14 protein-coding genes are annotated in these 15,723 nt (G+C 73.4%); 8 read left to right on the top strand and 6 right to left on the bottom strand.

Translation table 11 applies throughout. From position 1 onward, the window contains the following. Positions 1 to 11 precede the first annotated feature (11 nt). Entirely contained in the window at positions 12 to 3,011 is a 3,000-nt protein-coding gene (locus JT723_RS03225; protein WP_205042760.1) for a bifunctional [glutamine synthetase] adenylyltransferase/[glutamine synthetase]-adenylyl-L-tyrosine phosphorylase, read from the bottom strand. A 516-nt stretch (positions 3,012 to 3,527) separates the two neighbouring features. On the opposite strand from JT723_RS03225, the gene JT723_RS03220 reads away from it, so the two are divergent. The 6 genes from JT723_RS03220 (at position 3,528) to JT723_RS03195 (ending at position 9,615) form a co-directional block, all read left to right on the top strand. Beyond that, positions 3,528 to 4,217, top strand: a complete 690-nt coding sequence (locus JT723_RS03220) for a hypothetical protein (RefSeq protein ID WP_205042759.1) — start codon at positions 3,528 to 3,530, stop codon at positions 4,215 to 4,217. 24 nt (positions 4,218 to 4,241) lie between these two features. Continuing rightward, positions 4,242 to 4,913, top strand: a complete 672-nt coding sequence (locus JT723_RS03215) for a response regulator transcription factor (protein WP_205042758.1) — start codon at positions 4,242 to 4,244, stop codon at positions 4,911 to 4,913. Then, positions 4,910 to 6,274, top strand: a complete 1,365-nt coding sequence (locus tag JT723_RS03210) for a sensor histidine kinase (protein WP_205042757.1) — start codon at positions 4,910 to 4,912, stop codon at positions 6,272 to 6,274. Before JT723_RS03215 ends, JT723_RS03210 begins: the two co-directional genes overlap by 4 nt. 183 nt (positions 6,275 to 6,457) lie before the next feature. Then, positions 6,458 to 7,327: an alkaline phosphatase family protein gene (locus JT723_RS03205; RefSeq protein WP_205042756.1), complete on the top strand. Its 870-nt coding sequence runs from the start codon at positions 6,458 to 6,460 to the stop codon at positions 7,325 to 7,327. 3 nt (positions 7,328 to 7,330) lie between these two features. Beyond that, positions 7,331 to 8,596 carry an MFS transporter gene (locus tag JT723_RS03200; protein WP_205042755.1) on the top strand — a complete coding sequence of 422 codons (1,266 nt, stop codon included), beginning with the start codon at positions 7,331 to 7,333 and terminating at the stop codon, positions 8,594 to 8,596. Beyond that, the gene (locus JT723_RS03195) at positions 8,593 to 9,615 is read left to right on the top strand and encodes a TolB family protein (RefSeq protein WP_205042754.1); all 1,023 of its coding nucleotides are present in this window, start codon (positions 8,593 to 8,595) and stop codon (positions 9,613 to 9,615) included. Before JT723_RS03200 ends, JT723_RS03195 begins: the two co-directional genes overlap by 4 nt. On the opposite strand, the gene JT723_RS03190 is transcribed toward JT723_RS03195, so the two are convergent. Continuing rightward, complete coding sequence (locus JT723_RS03190; RefSeq protein ID WP_205042753.1) at positions 9,612 to 10,190, bottom strand: TetR/AcrR family transcriptional regulator; 579 nt, start codon at positions 10,188 to 10,190, stop codon at positions 9,612 to 9,614. The genes JT723_RS03195 and JT723_RS03190 overlap by 4 nt on opposite strands. Positions 10,191 to 10,333: 143 nt before the next feature. Between JT723_RS03190 and JT723_RS03185 the strand changes: the two genes are divergently transcribed. Beyond that, on the top strand, positions 10,334 to 11,068 hold the full coding sequence (locus JT723_RS03185; RefSeq protein WP_205042752.1) for an SDR family NAD(P)-dependent oxidoreductase: 735 nt from the start codon (positions 10,334 to 10,336) through the stop codon (positions 11,066 to 11,068). A gap of 34 nt (positions 11,069 to 11,102) precedes the next feature. Continuing rightward, a complete protein-coding gene (locus tag JT723_RS03180; RefSeq protein WP_205042751.1) occupies positions 11,103 to 11,729 on the top strand; it encodes an NADPH-dependent F420 reductase in 627 nt (208 codons plus the stop codon). Positions 11,730 to 12,056: 327 nt separating this feature from the next. Here JT723_RS03180 and glnA2 read toward each other — a convergent pair whose 3' ends face one another. The 4 genes from glnA2 to JT723_RS03160 all read right to left on the bottom strand — a co-directional run bounded on the left by glnA2 (position 12,057) and on the right by JT723_RS03160 (position 15,716). Beyond that, positions 12,057 to 13,418 carry a gamma-glutamylpolyamine synthetase GlnA2 gene (glnA2, locus tag JT723_RS03175; protein WP_205042750.1) on the bottom strand — a complete coding sequence of 454 codons (1,362 nt, stop codon included), beginning with the start codon at positions 13,416 to 13,418 and terminating at the stop codon, positions 12,057 to 12,059. Positions 13,419 to 13,547: 129 nt separating this feature from the next. Next, on the bottom strand, positions 13,548 to 14,246 hold the full coding sequence (locus JT723_RS03170) for a nuclear transport factor 2 family protein (RefSeq protein WP_205042749.1): 699 nt from the start codon (positions 14,244 to 14,246) through the stop codon (positions 13,548 to 13,550). A gap of 28 nt (positions 14,247 to 14,274) precedes the next feature. Further along, positions 14,275 to 14,889 carry an Rv1363c family protein gene (locus tag JT723_RS03165; RefSeq protein ID WP_240165024.1) on the bottom strand — a complete coding sequence of 205 codons (615 nt, stop codon included), beginning with the start codon at positions 14,887 to 14,889 and terminating at the stop codon, positions 14,275 to 14,277. A 20-nt stretch (positions 14,890 to 14,909) separates the two neighbouring features. After that, positions 14,910 to 15,716 carry a hypothetical protein gene (locus JT723_RS03160; RefSeq protein WP_205042748.1) on the bottom strand — a complete coding sequence of 269 codons (807 nt, stop codon included), beginning with the start codon at positions 15,714 to 15,716 and terminating at the stop codon, positions 14,910 to 14,912. Between the last annotated feature and the right edge of the window lie 7 nt (positions 15,717 to 15,723).

The raw sequence follows: 15,723 nt of genomic DNA, 5'->3' as shown, positions 1-15,723 counted from the left end.
GTGCTCGCTCGTCAGCCCTCGTAGAAGAGCCGCTCCACCACGGCCCGTGCCCTCCGGGTCCTGCGGCGGTAGTCCTCCAGCATGTCGCCGACGTGGCCGGGCGGGAAGCCGAGGTAGCGGCCCACCGCGGCCAGCTCGCGGCCGTCGCCTGGGAAGGTGTCGCCGGGGCGGCCGCGTACCAGCATCACCGCGTTGCGCACCCGGGTGGCCAGCACCCATGCCTCGTCCAGTACCGCCGCGTCCGCCGGGTCCAGCAGGCCCGCCCGGGTCGCCGCGGCCAGCGCCCGCCGGGTGCTCGTGGTACGCAGCTCGGGCAGCCGGCCCGCGTGCTGGAGCTGGAGCAGCTGGACAGTCCACTCGACGTCGGACAGGCCGCCGCGGCCCAGTTTGGCGTGCGTGGTGCGGTCCGCGCCGCGCGGCAGCCGCTCGGACTCCATGCGCGCCTTGAGCCGGCGGATCTCGCGTACCGCCTCCTCGTCCAGGCCGTCGGCCGGGTAGCGGAGCGGGTCGATCAGCTCCATGAAGCGGGTGCCCAGGTCCTGGTCGCCGGCCACCGGGATCGCCCGCAGCAGCGCCTGGCTCTCCCACACCAGCGACCACCTGCGGTAGTAGGCCGCATACGAGGCGAGGCTGCGCACCAGGGGGCCGCTCTTGCCCTCGGGCCGCAGGTCGGCGTCGACCAGCAGCGGCGGGTCGGCCGTCGGGATCTGCAGCAGCCGGCGCATCTCGTCGGCGACCGCGAGCGCGGCCTTGCCCGCCTCGGCCTGGTCGACCCCGTCGTGCGGCTCGTGCACGAAGAGCACGTCGGCGTCCGAGCCGTAGCCCAGCTCCCGGCCGCCGAAGCGGCCCATGCCGATCACCGCGAACCGCGTCGGCAGCGGCCGGGCGTCGTTGCCGGTCACCGCGTTGACCGCGGCGCGCAGGGCGCCGGCCACCGTCGCCGCGGTCACCCCGAAGACGGCGCAGCCGACCCGGTCGACCAGTTCGGCCGGGTCCACCCGGTCCTCCGCGGCCTCGACATCGTCGCCGTAGGTGTCGATGAGGTCGGCCGCCGCCGTACGGAACAGCTCCCGCCTGCGCACCCCGCGTACCGCCGCGATGGCCTGCTCGGGGCCTTCCGCGCGGCCCACCGCGGCCAGCACCTCCTGTTCGAGGGCGGCATGCTCGCGCGGCACCAGGCCGCCGTCCACCGAGCCCAGCACCGCGACCGCCTCGGGGGCGCGCAGCAGCAGGTCGGGGGCCATCCGCCCGGAGGAGAGCACCCGGGCCAGCCGCTGGGCCGCGGCGCCCTCGTCACGCAACAGCCGCAGATACCACGGCGTCAGGCCCAGAGCGTCGGAGACCTTGCGGAAGCCCAGCAGGCCCGCGTCCGGGTCGGCGGAGTCCGCGAACCAGCCGAGCAGCACCGGCAGCAGCGTGCGCTGGATCGCCGCCTTGCGGCTGACGCCGCTGGCCAGCGCCTCCAGGTGGCGCATCGCGGCGGCCGGGTCGGCGTAGCCGAGCGCCTGCAGGCGCTGCCGGGCCGCGTCAGTGCTCAGCCGCACGTCGTCGGTGCCGAGCTGGGCCACCGACTCCAGCAGCGGCCGGTAGAACAGCTTCTCGTGGAGGCGCCGCACCTCCATGGCGTGCCGCTTCCACTCCCGGTTGAGGTTCGCGACCGGCTCCGAGCGGAAGCCCAGGCCGCGGCCCAGGCGCCGCAGACCCGCCTCGTCGTCGGGCACCAGGTGGGTGCGGCGCATCTTGTGCAGCTGGATGCGGTGCTCCATCAGCCGCAGGAAGCGGTAGGCGTCGTCCAGCGACGCGGCGTCCGCGCGGCCCACATAGCCGCCGGCGGCCAGCTCGGCGAGCGCGGTCAAGGTGGTGCCGCTGCGCAGCGAGCTGTCGGTGCGGCCGTGCACCAGCTGCAGCAGCTGCACCGCGAACTCCACGTCCCGCAGGCCGCCAGGGCCGAGTTTCAGCTCCCGCTCCACCTGGGCCGCCGGGATGTTGTCCACCACTCGGCGGCGCATCTGCTGCACGTCGGTCACGAAGTGCTCGCGCTCGGCCGCCTGCCACACCAGCGGACGGATCGCGGCCACGTACTCCGCGCCCAGCGCCGGGTCGCCCGCGACCGGGCGGGCCTTGAGCAGCGCCTGGAACTCCCAGGTCTTCGCCCACCGCGCGTAGTACGCCAGGTGGCTGGACAGCGTACGCACCAGCGGCCCGTTCTTGCCCTCGGGCCGCAGGTTCGCGTCGACCGGCCAGATCGTGCCCTCCGCGGTGGTGTCCGAGCACACCCGCATCATCCGGGCCGCCAGCCGGGTCGCCGCCCGCATCCCCTCGACCTCCTCGACGCCGTCGGCGGGCTCCGCCACGAAGATCACGTCGACGTCCGAGACGTAGTTCAGCTCGTGGCCGCCGCACTTGCCCATGCCGATCACCGCCAGGCGGGCCGCTGCCGCATCCTGCGGGGTCTCGGCGCTGGCGATGGCCAGCGCGGCACGCAGCGTCGCCGTCGCCAGGTCCGCCAGTTCGGCCGCGGTACGCACCAGGTCGCTCGTGCCGCACACGTCGCGGGCCGCTATCCCCAGCAGGCAGCGGCGGTACGCGGCCCGCAGCGCGTCCGGGTCCGCCGCCGCCGCGAGCCCCCGCTCGAACTCCGCCACCCCCGGGTGCAGGTCGGCCGCCTCGTACGTGACCAGCGCGTGCCAGTCCGCCGCGTGCCGGGCCAGGTGGTCCCCCAGCGCCTCCGAGGCGCCCAGCACCCCCAGCAGCCGGTCCCGCAGCGGCTTCGCCGTCGTCACCGTGTCCAGCAGCGCGCGGCGCTCCTCGGAGTCCAGCGCCTCCGCCAGCCGGACCAGGCCCAGCAGGGCCTGGTCCGGGTCGGCGGTCGCGCCCAGCGCCTCCAGCAGGACGGGGTCGGCCCGCACGGCCGACAGCTCCGGGGCGTCGAGCAGGCGCTCGGCCGCGGCGGGGTCGGTGAAGCCGTGACGAAGCAGTCGGGTGAAGGTACTGCTTCGTCGGCCCTGCATCCCGGCCCTCCCGTCCGCGCGCCCTCCCCCGAGCCTATCCGCCAGCCCCTCCGGGGGCTCGCCACACCTCACCTTCCGCCCGGTGGAGGCTCGTCGCGCCGTTCCCCGCGCCCCCAGGTGGTTGCCACCTGCGGTGGGCTCGCACCTTCCGGTGCGTGGGTGGCTGGGCGCGCAGTTCCCCGCGCCCCTGGTTGTTGCCCTCTTCCCGCAGGGTGAGCGTTTTTCGGGCGGCGCCCCCTGCGCCAGAGGGCGAGCGTTTTTAGGGGCGCGGGGAACTGCGCGCCCAGCCACGACGGCGGGAAAGCCGAACGCCCACCGCAAGGGGCAGGAGCTCAGGGGCGCGGGGAACTGCGCGCCCAGCCCGGACGGGCAGGAAAGAAGCACCGCCACCGCAAGTGGCAATCACCTGGCCCCCCGGAGGGAGGTGGCGGGGCTCTAGGGGAGTCCTAAGGTTCGTCGGGGGTGGGGTGAAGGCGGGGTTGGTGTGGTGGGCGCACGAGAGAAGGGGGGCGCACCGTGCGCCACACGACAGTGATCACCACGGCGACAGCCGTCATCCTGGCCCTCGGGGCCACCGCGGCCTCAGCGGCCGGCACCAGCCCCGGCAAGGGCACCGGCACGGGTCCGGCCAAGAAGCCGGGCCAGTGCGCCCCGGCGCAGCCGGACAGCCGGCTCGACCAGGCCCTGCGCAACGTCAAGATCGCGCTCGCCGCGACCGGCGGCAAGCTCACCGACAAGATCGTCGCGTCCTTCGCCAAGGACATGGGTATGTCCACCCCTCAGGCCCGCAAGTTCCTGACGGCGATCTTCGTCGAGGGCAAGAAGCCCGGCGCCCCGAAGCCGGGCACGACCAAGCCGGGACCGGCGAACGTCTTCACCGCCGCCCAGCTGGCGAAGGTGCTGGGCGTACCGCTGTCCAAGGCCCAGGCGGCCCTGGACGCGTTGCAGAAGATGGCCACCGGCCCGAAGGGCACGATCGACGAGGGCAGCCCGGCCTTCGCGGCGGTGGCGAAGAAGCTGGGTGTCACCCCGCAGCGGCTCGCGAAGGCGATCCTCCAGCTGAAGATGGCGGCCGGCGGCAAGCCCGTCTGCAAGCCGGCGCCGGGCAAGGGCGACCCCGGCAAGGGAGACCCGGGCAAGGGCGACCCCGGCAAGGGCGACCCCGGCAAGGGGGGCGGAAAGCCCAAGACGCTGATCCTGCGCTGACAAGCGGTACGGCACCCTGACGCCATGCGAGTCCTGGTGGTTGACGACGACGACGCGGTACGCCGTTCGCTGGCGCACGCCCTGACCCGGGACGGGTACGAGGTCGCGGTGGCGGCGGACGGCGGCACCGCCTTGGCGGCGCTGGCCGCCGGGCGGCACGACGCGGTGGTGCTGGACATCCTGATGCCCGAGCCCAACGGCCTTGAGGTGTGCCGCACTTTGCGCAGGCGCGGCGACCGCACGCCGATCCTGATGCTCACCGCCCGCGACCTGGTCGCCGACCGGGTCGCGGGCCTGGACGCGGGGGCCGACGACTACCTGGCGAAGCCGTTCGCGCTGGAGGAGCTGCGGGCCAGGATCAGGGCGCTGCTGCGGCGCAGCGGCGCCGACCAGGAGGTGCTGCGGTTCGCGGACCTGGAGCTGGACACCGCCGCGTGCCGTGCGGTGCGCGGCGACCGGGTGCTCGACCTGACCAGGACCGAGTACGCGCTGCTCGAGCTGTTCCTGCGCAATCCGCGCCGGGTGCTGAGCCGTACGCTGATCTTCGACTCGGTGTGGGGCTACGACTTCGGCCCGTCCTCGAACGCGCTGTGGGTGTACGTGAGTTACCTGCGCGCGAAGCTGGAGGCGGGCGGTGAGCCGCGGCTGGTGCAGACGGTGCGCGGCCTGGGGTACGTCCTGCGGGAGGGGCCGTGAGCCTGCGCAACCGGCTGGCGCTGGCGGGCGGTCTCGCGGTGCTGGCCGCACTGATGCTCGCGGCGCTGGTGCTGTACCCGTCGCTCAGCTCCCGGCTGAACGAGCAGCATGACGCGGACCTGGTGTCGGCGGCGGCCCAGGCGCCCGACGTGGTGCGGGCGTTCAAGGAGAAGGGCGCGGTGGCGGAGAAGGTGCGGGGGAAGGCGCCCGGCGCTCCGGCGATCCCGACCACGCCGGTCAACGTCAGCTCGACCCTGCTGCTCCAGTTCGTGGTCCAGCCCGGTGTGGGGCCCAGCGACGGGTTCACCGACATCAGCAAGCGGGATGTGGCCGTCGCGCAGGGCAGCAGTCCCGCGTACTTCCACGACGCGGACTACGCCGGCCGGCGCTACCGGATCTACACCGCGCCGATGGCGGAGAGCGACGGCGTGCTGGTGCGTACCGCGATCAGGACCTCGGTGGTGCACAGCACCCTGAACCGGCTGGCCTTCCTGCTGGCGGCGATCGCGGCCGGCGGCTGCGTGCTGGCGGCGGTGGCGGGGCGGCTGGCGGCCGGGAGGGTGCTGCGGCCGGTGCGGCAGCTGACCGAGACCGTGGAGCACGTCACCGCGACCTCGGACCTGACCGCGCGGCTGTCGGCGGACGGGCGGGACGAGATCGCCCGGCTCACCCGGTCGTTCGCGGCGATGATGGCGGCCCTCGAGGAGTCGGTGGGCGCCCAGCGCCGGCTGGTCGCGGACGCGTCGCACGAGTTGCGCACCCCGCTGACCAGCCTGACCACCAACCTGGAACTCCTCGCGGAGGGGCCGGGGCTGGCCGATCCGCAGGCGCCCGCGCTGGTCTCCGACGCCCGCGCCCAGGCCGCCGAGCTGACGTCGCTGGTCAACGACCTGGTGGACCTGGGCCGTTACGGGGGTGTGCGGGGCCACGTCGAGGACACCAGGCTGGACCTGCTGGCCCAGCGGGTGGTGGGGCGGGCGGCGGCCAGGTCGCCGCGGCTGGACTTCGCGGCGGAGCTTGCGCCCTGCCTGGTGCACGCCGACCCGGACGCGGTGGAGCGCGCGATCGGCAACCTGGTGGACAACGCCGTAAAATGGAGCCCTGACGGCGGCCGGATCACCGTGGCCACGACCGCCGCGGGTGTGGTGTCGGTGAGCGACGCCGGTCCTGGCATACCGGCGGCCGACCTGCCCTTCGTCTTCGACCGCTTCTACCGCTCGCCTGCGGCGCGTTCGCTGCCCGGTTCCGGTCTGGGGCTGGCGATCGTGCGGCAGATCGCCGAGACGCACGGCGGGAGCGTGGCGGTGGAGCCGCTGCCCCAAGGCGTACGGCTGCGGCTGTCCCTGCCGCCGACCAGCTGACCCCGGCACACCCCCGGCAGGCCGCCGCCCGCGGACCCGTACGCGTACCGCAGCGTTCGCGTGTTCTTCATCTGCCGCCCGCTCCGCGGGTCCCCCGGCCGCCCCTACCTTTGGCATGCACACCGCACAAGCCGCACCGCAGACCACGCACGCCCCCACCCGCCCCCGTACCGGAGGTAACCCGTGCGCAGCCGTAGCCGTACCGCCCTGTTGACCGCCGGCGGCCTCGCCGCCGCCTCCGCCGGCCTGTGGGCCGGCCTCGGCGGCAACGCCCAGGCGGCAGGCTCCGTCCCCACTCCCGACCACACGATCGTGGTGGTCATGGAGAACCACGCGTACAGCCAGGTGATCGGCAGCTCCAGCGCCCCGTACATCAACTCGCTCAGGACCGGCGGCGCGAACCTCACCCAGAGCCACGCCATCACCCACCCCAGCCAGCCGAACTACTACGCGCTCTTCTCCGGTTCCACGCAGGGCATCACCTCCGACAGCTGCGTGACGATCGGCTTCAGCTCGGCCGCGAACCTGGGCTCCGAGGTGGCCGCCGCGGGCAAGACCTTCGGCAGCTACAACGAGACGCTGCCCAGCCAGGGTTCGACCACCTGCAAGAGCGGCAACTACGCCCAGAAGCACAACCCGTGGTTCGGCTTCTCCAACGTGCCGACCTCGAGCGCCAAGACCTTCGCGCAGTTCCCGACGGACTACTCGACGCTGCCGACCATGTCCTTCGTGGTGCCCAACCTGTGCAGCGACATGCACGACTGCTCGGTGTCGACCGGTGACACCTGGATCAAGAACAACCTGGGCGCGTACGCGACCTGGGCCAAGACCCACAACAGCCTGCTCGTGGTGACCTTCGACGAGGACAACTCGCTGAGCGGCAACCGCATCCCGACGGTGCTGTACGGGCAGCAGGTGACCCCGGGCAGCTCCAGCTCGACCACGTACAACCACTACAACCTCCTGCGGACGCTGGAGGATCTGGCGGGGACGTCCACGCACGCCGGCCAGGCCGTGTCCGCGTCGGACATCACCGGCATCTGGACCAGCTGACCGATGTACGTCAGCGAGAGCCGCGGGAGCACACCCGCGGCGGCCTCGCGTACCGCCGCCCGGGGCCTGCCAGGTCCCGGGCGGCGCTCCGCGGTCGCCTCCACCGTGCTCGCGCTCGGCGCGGTCAGCCTGATCACCGACGTCTCCTCCGAGATGGTCACCGCGGTGCTGCCGCTCTACCTGGTCTCCGGGCTCGGCCTGTCCCCGCTGGGCTTCGGCCTGCTCGACGGCGTCTACAACGGCTTCAGCGCCCTGGTCCGGCTGGTCGGCGGGCACCTCGCCGACCGCGGCGGCCGGCACAAGCAGGTCGCCGCCCTCGGCTACGGCCTGTCGGCGCTGTGCAAACCGCTGCTGCCGGCCGTCCACACCCTGCCGCTGATCGGCGCGGTCCTTGCCGCCGACCGGACCGGCAAGGGCCTGCGCACCGCCCCGCGCGACGCGCTCATCTCGCTGTCCTCGCCGCCGGAGGCACGCGGCCGGGCCTTCGGGGTGCACCGGGCGATGGACACCGCCGGCGCGCTGCTCGGCCCGCTGGTCGCCTTCCTGATCCTGCGCCGGGCCGCCGACGGCTACGACGCCGTCTTCACCGTCAGCTTCTGCGTCGCCGCCGTGGGCGTGCTGGTGCTGCTGCTCTTCGTGCCGTCCCGCACCACGCGGCCCTCCCCCGCCACCGGAGCCGAACGCCCCTCGCTGCGGGCCGCGGTCGCCCTGCTCGGGCGGCGAGAACTGCGCGGGCTCGCGCTGTGCGCGGTGGCACTCGGCCTCGCCACGGTCAGCGACTCCTTCGTCTACCTCATGCTGCAGCGCCGGCTCGGCGTGCCCGACCGGTGGTTCGCGCTGCTGCCGCTCGGCACCGCCGCCGCCTTCCTGCTGCTGGCCGTCCCGCTCGGCCGCTGGGCCGACCGGCTCGGCCGCTGGCGGGTCTTCGTCGGCGGCCACGTCGCGCTGCTGCTGGCGTACGCGCTGCTGCTGTCCCACCTGCGGGCCGGCGTGCTGCCGTACGCCGTACTCGCCCTGCACGGCGCCTTCTACGCCGCCACCGACGGGGTGCTGATGGCCGCCGCGGCCGGTTCCGTACCCGAGGCGCTGCGCTCCAGCGGGCTCGCCCTCGTACAGACCGGGCAGGCCGGGGCGCGCTTCTGCTGCTCCATCGCCTTCGGTGCGGCCTGGACCGCCTTCGGCGACCGGTCGGCGCTCGCCGGGGCGGCCGTCGCGCTGCTGGCGAGCGTCGCGCTCTCGATACGGCTGCGGCCCGCGGAGGCGGTATGAGTACGCGCGACAGGCTGCTGGTGCTGCTGGCCGGCGTCCTGGTGCTGGCCTCCGTCGCCGGGGTCGCGGTCTGGCGGGCCGCCCAGCGGGCCGACCGCAGGAACCAGGTGCAGGCCGGCGGCCCCGCCGTGCACGCCGGCACCGTCTCGCTCGCCGCCGCAGGAGGGCCGCGCATCGTCTTCCGCTCCATGGCCTGGGGGCCGCACCGCGACGAGCTGGCCAGCGTCCCGGCCGCCGACCCGGAAGGCCCCCGCACCGCCTCGGGGGTCAGCTGCCTGCGCTTCTACGCCGCCGCCGGCACCGGCATCTGCCTGCAGGCCGAACGCGGCCCGGTCAACGACACCTACCGCGCCCTCGTCCTCGACTCCCGCCTGCGCACCACCCGGCGCGTCGGCCTGGCCGGCATCCCGACCCGCGCCCGGGTCTCCCCCAGCGGCCGCATGGCCGCCTGGACGGTCTTCGTCGGCGGCGACTCCTACGCGGGCACCGACTTCTCCACCCGCACCTCGATCCTCGACACCAGGACCGGCGACCTGCAGCCGACCCTGGAGGACTACACCCTCACCCGCGACGGCAAGCGGCTGCGCGCCGCCGACCTCAACTACTGGGGCGTCACCTTCGCCGACGACACCCACTTCTACGCCACCGCGGCGACCGGCGGCCGCACCTACCTGATCCGCGGCGACGTCGCGGCGAGGACCGCCGTCACCCTGCGCACCAACGTCGAGTGCCCCTCGCTGTCCCCCGACGGCACCCGCATCGCCTTCAAGAAACGCGTCCCCGGCCTGTCCCCCGACGCCCCCTGGCGCCTGTACGTCCTCGACCTCGCCACCCTCCGCGACCACCCCACCGCCGAGACCCGCAACGTCGACGACCAGGCCGTCTGGACCGACGACCAGACCCTGGCCTACTCCCTCCCCGGCGACTACGGCTCCGACCTCTACACGGTCCCGGCCGCCGCCCCCGGCACCCCCCGGCTGCTGACCCGCTCGGCCCTGTCCCCGTCCTGGCTGGACTAGGCCGTGGCGCGGATCGCGCTGTCGATCAGGACGGCGGCGACGGCGGCGGCGGTGGGGAAGGCGTCGGCATCGAGGACGCGGGTGCGGGCCGCGGCGCCGTCGAGGAGCAGCGCGAGCTGCTCGCCGAGCTGCTCGGGGTCGGCGGCGCCGGCTTCGCGTGCGGCGCCGGCCAGCCGCGCGGCGACGGCCTTCTTGTAGTCGCGCGCGTACTGCGATGCCGGGTGCTCCGGGTCGTGGAGTTCGACGGCGGCGCCGATGTAGGGGCACAGGGGTGTGGTGGGCGGGATGTCGAACGCGGCCAGGAGCCGTTCGCGGGGCGTGAGGTCGGTGCGGTCGAAGACCCCGGACATGACGGCGGGGTCGAACTGGCGCAGGTACTCGGCGACGAGTTCGTCCTTGCCGGTGAAGTGCTGGTAGGCGGTGCGCTTGGACACCTGTGCCTCGGCGCAGAGCTGGTCCATGCCCGTGCGGTTGATGCCCTGTTCGCGGAACAGCTGCCGGGACGCGCCGAGGATGCGCTCGCGGGCGCCCCGGCCGCGGCGGCGGCCCGTGGGGCCCTTCTCCAACTCCGTCATGAGCCCATGCTACCGCTTTCGGGTAACGACCGGTGTACATAGTTTGCGCCCCGGCAGCTCGCACCGTACGGTAAGCACACAGGGCGGTGTACTTAACAGTGCCGTCCGGGTGCACACGGCACCACCGACCCCAGGGAGCGACTGTGGGAAAGCTCGACGGCAAGGTTGCGGTCATCACCGGCGGCACGGCCGGCATGGCGCTGGCCGGCGCGAAGCTGTTCGTCGACGAGGGAGCGCACGTCTTCGTCACCGGCCGACGCCAGGACGCCCTGGACGCGGCCGTACGGCAGATCGGCCGCAACGTCACCGGCGTCCAGGGCGACGCCGCCGACCTGGACGACCTGGACCGCCTCTACGACACCGTCAAGCGGGAGAAGGGCAGCATCGACGTGCTCTGGGCCAGCGCCGGCGGCGGCGAGCCCGCACCGCTCGGCGAGATCACCGAGGCCCAGTTCGACACCTGGTTCGGGCTCAACGCCCGCGGCACGCTGTTCACCGTCCAGAAGGCGCTCCCGCTCTTCAACGACGGCGGCTCCATCCTCATGACCGGCTCCAACGCCTCCCTCGGGGCCTTCCCCGGCTGGAGCGTCTACGCCGGCAGCAAGGCCGTACAGCAGGCCTGGGCGCGCGTCTGGCTCAACGAACTCAGGGACCGCCGCATCCGCGTCAACGTCCTGACCCCCGGCCAGGTCGCCACCGCCAAGCAGGAGGAACTCTTCGACGAGGCCACCAAGCGCCAGTTCGAGTCCCTCATCCCCCGCGGCCGGATGGGCAGCCCCGACGAGATCGCCAGCGCCGCACTCTTCCTCGCCTCCGACGACTCCAGCTACGTCAACGGCATGGAACTCGTCGCCGACGGCGGCACCACCGCACTCTGAACCGGCACGTCACACCACCAGGTCAGGACACCTCATGAGCAGCATCACCATCATCGGCACCGGGAACATGGCGCGCACCATCGGCGCGCGGGCGCTGGCGGGCGGCAACACCGTCGAGGTCATGGGCCGTGACCGGTCCAAGGCCGCCGACCTCGCCGAGGCCCTCGGCGGCGGCGCCACGACGGGAGAATGGGCCACCGCCCCGGCCGGGGACATCGTCATCGTCGCCCTGCTCCACACCGCCGTCGTACCGGCCGTCACCCAGTACGGCGACGCGCTCGCGGGCAAGGTCGTCGTCGACATCAGCAACCCCTTCAACGCCTCCTTCGACGGGCTCGCCCACCCCGAGGGGACCTCCACCGCCCAGGAAGCCGCCAAGGCCGCCCCGGCCGGCACCGCCGTGGTGAAGGCCTTCAACACCGTCTTCCGCCACGTCCTGGAAAAAGGCCGCCCCGACATCTTCCTCGCCGGCGATGACCCCCAGGCGAAGGCAAGCGTCGAGACCTTCGTCAAGACCCTGGGCCTGCGCCCCCTGGACGCCGGCCCCCTGAAGATGTCCCACTGGCTGGAAGGAGCCGGCCTCCTGACAGTGAGCCTCGCAAACCACGGCGTGGGCAACTTCGACTTCGCCCTCGGCGCCACCGAACTCCCCGCCTCCTGACCCCGCCGGCCCTGCCCCGTCCTGGCCCCGGCCAGCTCGGCCGGCGGCGCCGTCGCAACCAGGACGTACGCACGTCGGGCCGCCGGACCAGGGTGTTCACGAAGGCCTCGTGGTGGGGCGTCAGCGGGTGCCAGGGGTAGGGGGAGCAGTCGTCACGCAGAACGCCCTCGGGGAGCATTCCGGTGGGCGGACCGGCCGGAGGCCCGGAAGGACGGCGTACGACCGCGTCGGGCTCCAGCCACACCGTCTGCCACGATCCGCAGTCGTCCACCCGGGTCGCCACCGCCCGCCCGCACCCCCCGCACGTCGTCAGCCGTCCGAAGACCGCTACAGCACCGGCAGGTTCTTCCGCAGCTCGAAGGCCGTGACCTCGGAGCGGTACTCCTCCCACTCCTGCTTCTTGTTGCGCAGGAAGAAGTCGAAGACGTGCTCGCCCAGGGTCTCGGCGACGAGTTCGCTGCGCTGCATCAGGTCGATCGCCTCGCCGAGGTTCTGCGGGAGGGGTTCGATGCCGAGGGCGCGGCGTTCGGAGTCGGAGAGTGCCCAGACGTCGTCGTCGGCGCCGGGGGGGAGTTCGTAGCCGTCCTGGATGCCCTTCATGCCGGCGGCCAGGAGGACGGCGTAGGACAGGTAGGGGTTGGCGCCGGAGTCGAGGGAGCGGACCTCGACGCGGGTGGAGCCGGTCTTGCCGGGCTTGTACATGGGGACACGGATGAGCGCGGAGCGGTTGTTGTGGCCCCAGCAGATGTACGAGGGGGCCTCGCCGCCGGCGCCGGCGGTGCGCTGGGAGCCGCCCCAGATGCGCTTGTAGGAGTTGACCCACTGGTTGGTGACCGCGGAGATCTCGCCGGCGTGCCGCAGCAGGCCGGCGATGAAGGACCGGCCGACCTTGGAGAGCTGGAACTCGGCGCCGGACTCGTAGAAGGCGTTGCGGTCGCCCTCGAAGAGGGACAGGTGGGTGTGCATGCCGGAGCCGGGGAACTCGGAGAACGGCTTGGGCATGAAGGTGGCGTGCACACCCTGCTCCAGGGCGACCTGCTTCATGACCAGCCGGAAGGTCATGACGTTGTCGGCGGTGGACAGCGCGTCGGCGTACCGCAGGTCGATCTCCTGCTGGCCGGGGGCGCCCTCGTGGTGGGAGAACTCCACCGAGATGCCCATCGACTCCAACATGGTGATGGCCTGGCGGCGGAAGTCCATGCCGATGTTCTGCGGGGTGTGGTCGAAGTAGCCGGAGTTGTCGGCGGGGGTGGGGCGGCCGCCGTCCAGCGGCTTGTCCTTGAGCAGGTAGAACTCGATCTCGGGGTGCGTGTAGAAGGTGAAGCCGAGGTCGGAGGTCTTGGCGAGGGCGCGCTTGAGGACGTAGCGCGGGTCGGCGTAGGACGGTGAGCCGTCGGGCATGAGGATGTCGCAGAACATCCGGGCGGTGCCGGGTCCCTCGGCGCGCCAGGGCAGGATCTGGAAGGTGCCGGGGTCGGGCTTGGCGATCATGTCCGACTCGTACACCCGGGCGAAGCCCTCGATGGCGGAGCCGTCGAAGCCGATACCCTCGTCGAACGCCTGTTCCAGCTCGGCGGGGGCGACGGCGACCGACTTGAGGTAGCCGAGTACGTCGGTGAACCACAGCCGTACGAAGCGGATGTCCCGCTCCTCCAGGGTCCGGAGAACGAACTCCTGCTGCTTATCCATATCCATCCATCCTCGCCGGTCAGGCACCGCTCCCCGGCCTGGTCCGGGCGGGGGATCATGAGCATTGCATCACACCGTTTCGGGTGCGTTGCAGTCGCGGCTCACCCCCATAGTGCCTGCTGCGAGGCCTCAGCCGAAGGTGTCGATCGAGGCGATCTTCCACGTGCCGTCCTGGCGGACGGCGTCCACCGCGAACATGGCGGCGGCGTAGGTGCTGCCGGCGCCCGCCTCGGCCGTACTGGTGTTGCGCTGGTCGGCGAAGACCAGGACGTGCGCGCGGTCGCCGTCGATGGTCTCGACGCCGGTGTCGGTCACGGTGGTGGTCAGCACCAGTTTCTGCGCCGGGGCCTGGGCGCGCACCTCGGCGAGCATGGACGCGTACTGCTGTACGGCCTTTCCGGTGAGCAGCCGCCGGGCGGCGGTGTCGGTGCGGGCGGTGTCGGCGTAGTCGTAGGAGAAGACGGCGTTCACCGCCTCGGCGATCTGGCCCTTGACCTCGCTGGTGCGGGCGGTGTCGGTGAGCGCGGTGTTGTGGGTGGCGACGGTGCCGTGCAGGGCGGAGGCCCGGCTTGCGGCGACCGCGGCGAAGCCGCCGAGCAGGACGGCGAGCACGGCCAGCACGGTGACGGCGAGCGGGAAGGGGCGCGCGGGCGCCTTGCGCGGCAGGTCGGCGGCGGGGGTTACGTCCACGGCGGCGGCGGTACGGGTACGCGCCCGGCCCGGTGCGGGCGCCGGGCGTACCGTACGCTCCCCCGTCCGCTCCTCCGCCGCCGCGGACACCGCGGCGAGCCTGCGCTGCCGGTTGATCAGATGACGGGTGGTCGACATGGCGCGTCGGTCCTCTCGCGTAACGGCGTCAGTGGCCCGCGGTGGGCTGCGGCGTGGTGGACGTGGGGGCGGGGGCCGTCGCCTCGGGGGCGCTGTCGCCCGTCGGCGCCTGGCCGAGCGCGCTGAGCTTCCAGCCGTCCGCGGTCCTGGTCAGCTCGCCGAGCATCCGGCTCTCCTTGACGGCGGGCTTGGCCTTGGGCGCCTGGACGGTGATCCGCAGCGCGACCATCACGCTGGCCTTGCCGGTCCTGGTGTCCAGTTCCGTGACCGCGCCGGACAGCACCTTGGCGGTGCTGACGGTCTGCGCCTGCTGCACCTGCTTGGCGAAGTCGGTACGCCCCTGGGTGAGTTGGCTGTGCAGGTCGCCGGTGGTCGAGGCCTCCCAGATGTCCAACCCGTGGTCGAGGTCGTTGTGGTCGAGGGTGTTGAGGTTCTGCACGGCCTGCTCGCCGGCCGCGAGGACGGCGTCGCGGCTGCGGGCGAAGGAGGCGTCGCCGTCGTGGGCGGCGCCGTACCAGGACCAGCCGGTCAGCGCGGCGGCGACGGCCGCGGCCACCGCGAGGGTGAGCGCGACCGCGAGCAGGGGGCGGCGCGGACGGCGCCGGAGGACGGACTGCACACGCGGGGACTGCATACGCTGCATACGTGCCATCGGGGCTTCTCCTACCGGGCCTTGAGGTCGCTGATCCGCCAGTGGCCGCCCACCAGGTGGGCGCTGACCGAGAGTTGGGCCGCCGCGGTGGTGGCGGTGTCGCCGGCGCGCTGGGCGGTCTGGTCGAGGAAGACCAGCAGCCGGGCGCGGTCGCCGGTGAGCGAGACGACGCCGGCCCGCACCACCCGGGTGCTCAGGGTCAGCCGCTGGTCGGCGACCTGCTGCCGGATCTGCGTGAAGAGCGTCTGGTACTGCTGTGCCGCCGCGCCCTCCAGCAGGTCGCGGGCCGCCTGGGCGGTGGTCTGGGTGTCGTCGGGCGTGTACGCGAAGATCCGGCTCAGCGCGTCGCTGACGTCGCCGGTGAGCCGGCTGGTGGCCTCGGTGTCGGTGAGTGCGTGGTTGCGGGCCGCGCCCGGGTCCTTCAACTGCTGTGCCGCGTAACCGAGTCCGCCGCCGGCCAGCAGCAGCAGGGCGATCCCCGCGACGGCGGCGGCACGCAGCGGGTTGGCCCGTACGGCCCGCGGCAGCGCGGGCCGCCTTCCGCGCAGGACGCCCGGCCAGGGCAGGCGCCGCCGGCTGCGGTCGGCTTCCTCGGCCGGATCGCCGTCCGCGGCGGACGGGGCGGGCGCGGCGTCTGAGGCGGGCTCGTCCGCGGGGCGCGCGGTCTCCGCGCCGTCCGGCGCCGGAGCGTCGCCGGCGGCGGGCGGTCCGGCGGCCGCACCGGCACCTGCGCCGTCCCGCGCCGGGACGTCGCCGCCCGCCGCGGGCGGCGGGGCTTCGGCGGCCGTGTCCTCCCCGAGCGGGGTCTTCGTCTTCATCCGGGTG

Source organism: Actinacidiphila bryophytorum (assembly GCF_016916835.1).
GTDB lineage: Bacteria > Actinomycetota > Actinomycetes > Streptomycetales > Streptomycetaceae > Actinacidiphila > Actinacidiphila bryophytorum.
The sequence above is the reverse complement of the archived record's forward strand: the minus strand, read 5'-3'. Positions and strand labels throughout refer to the sequence as shown.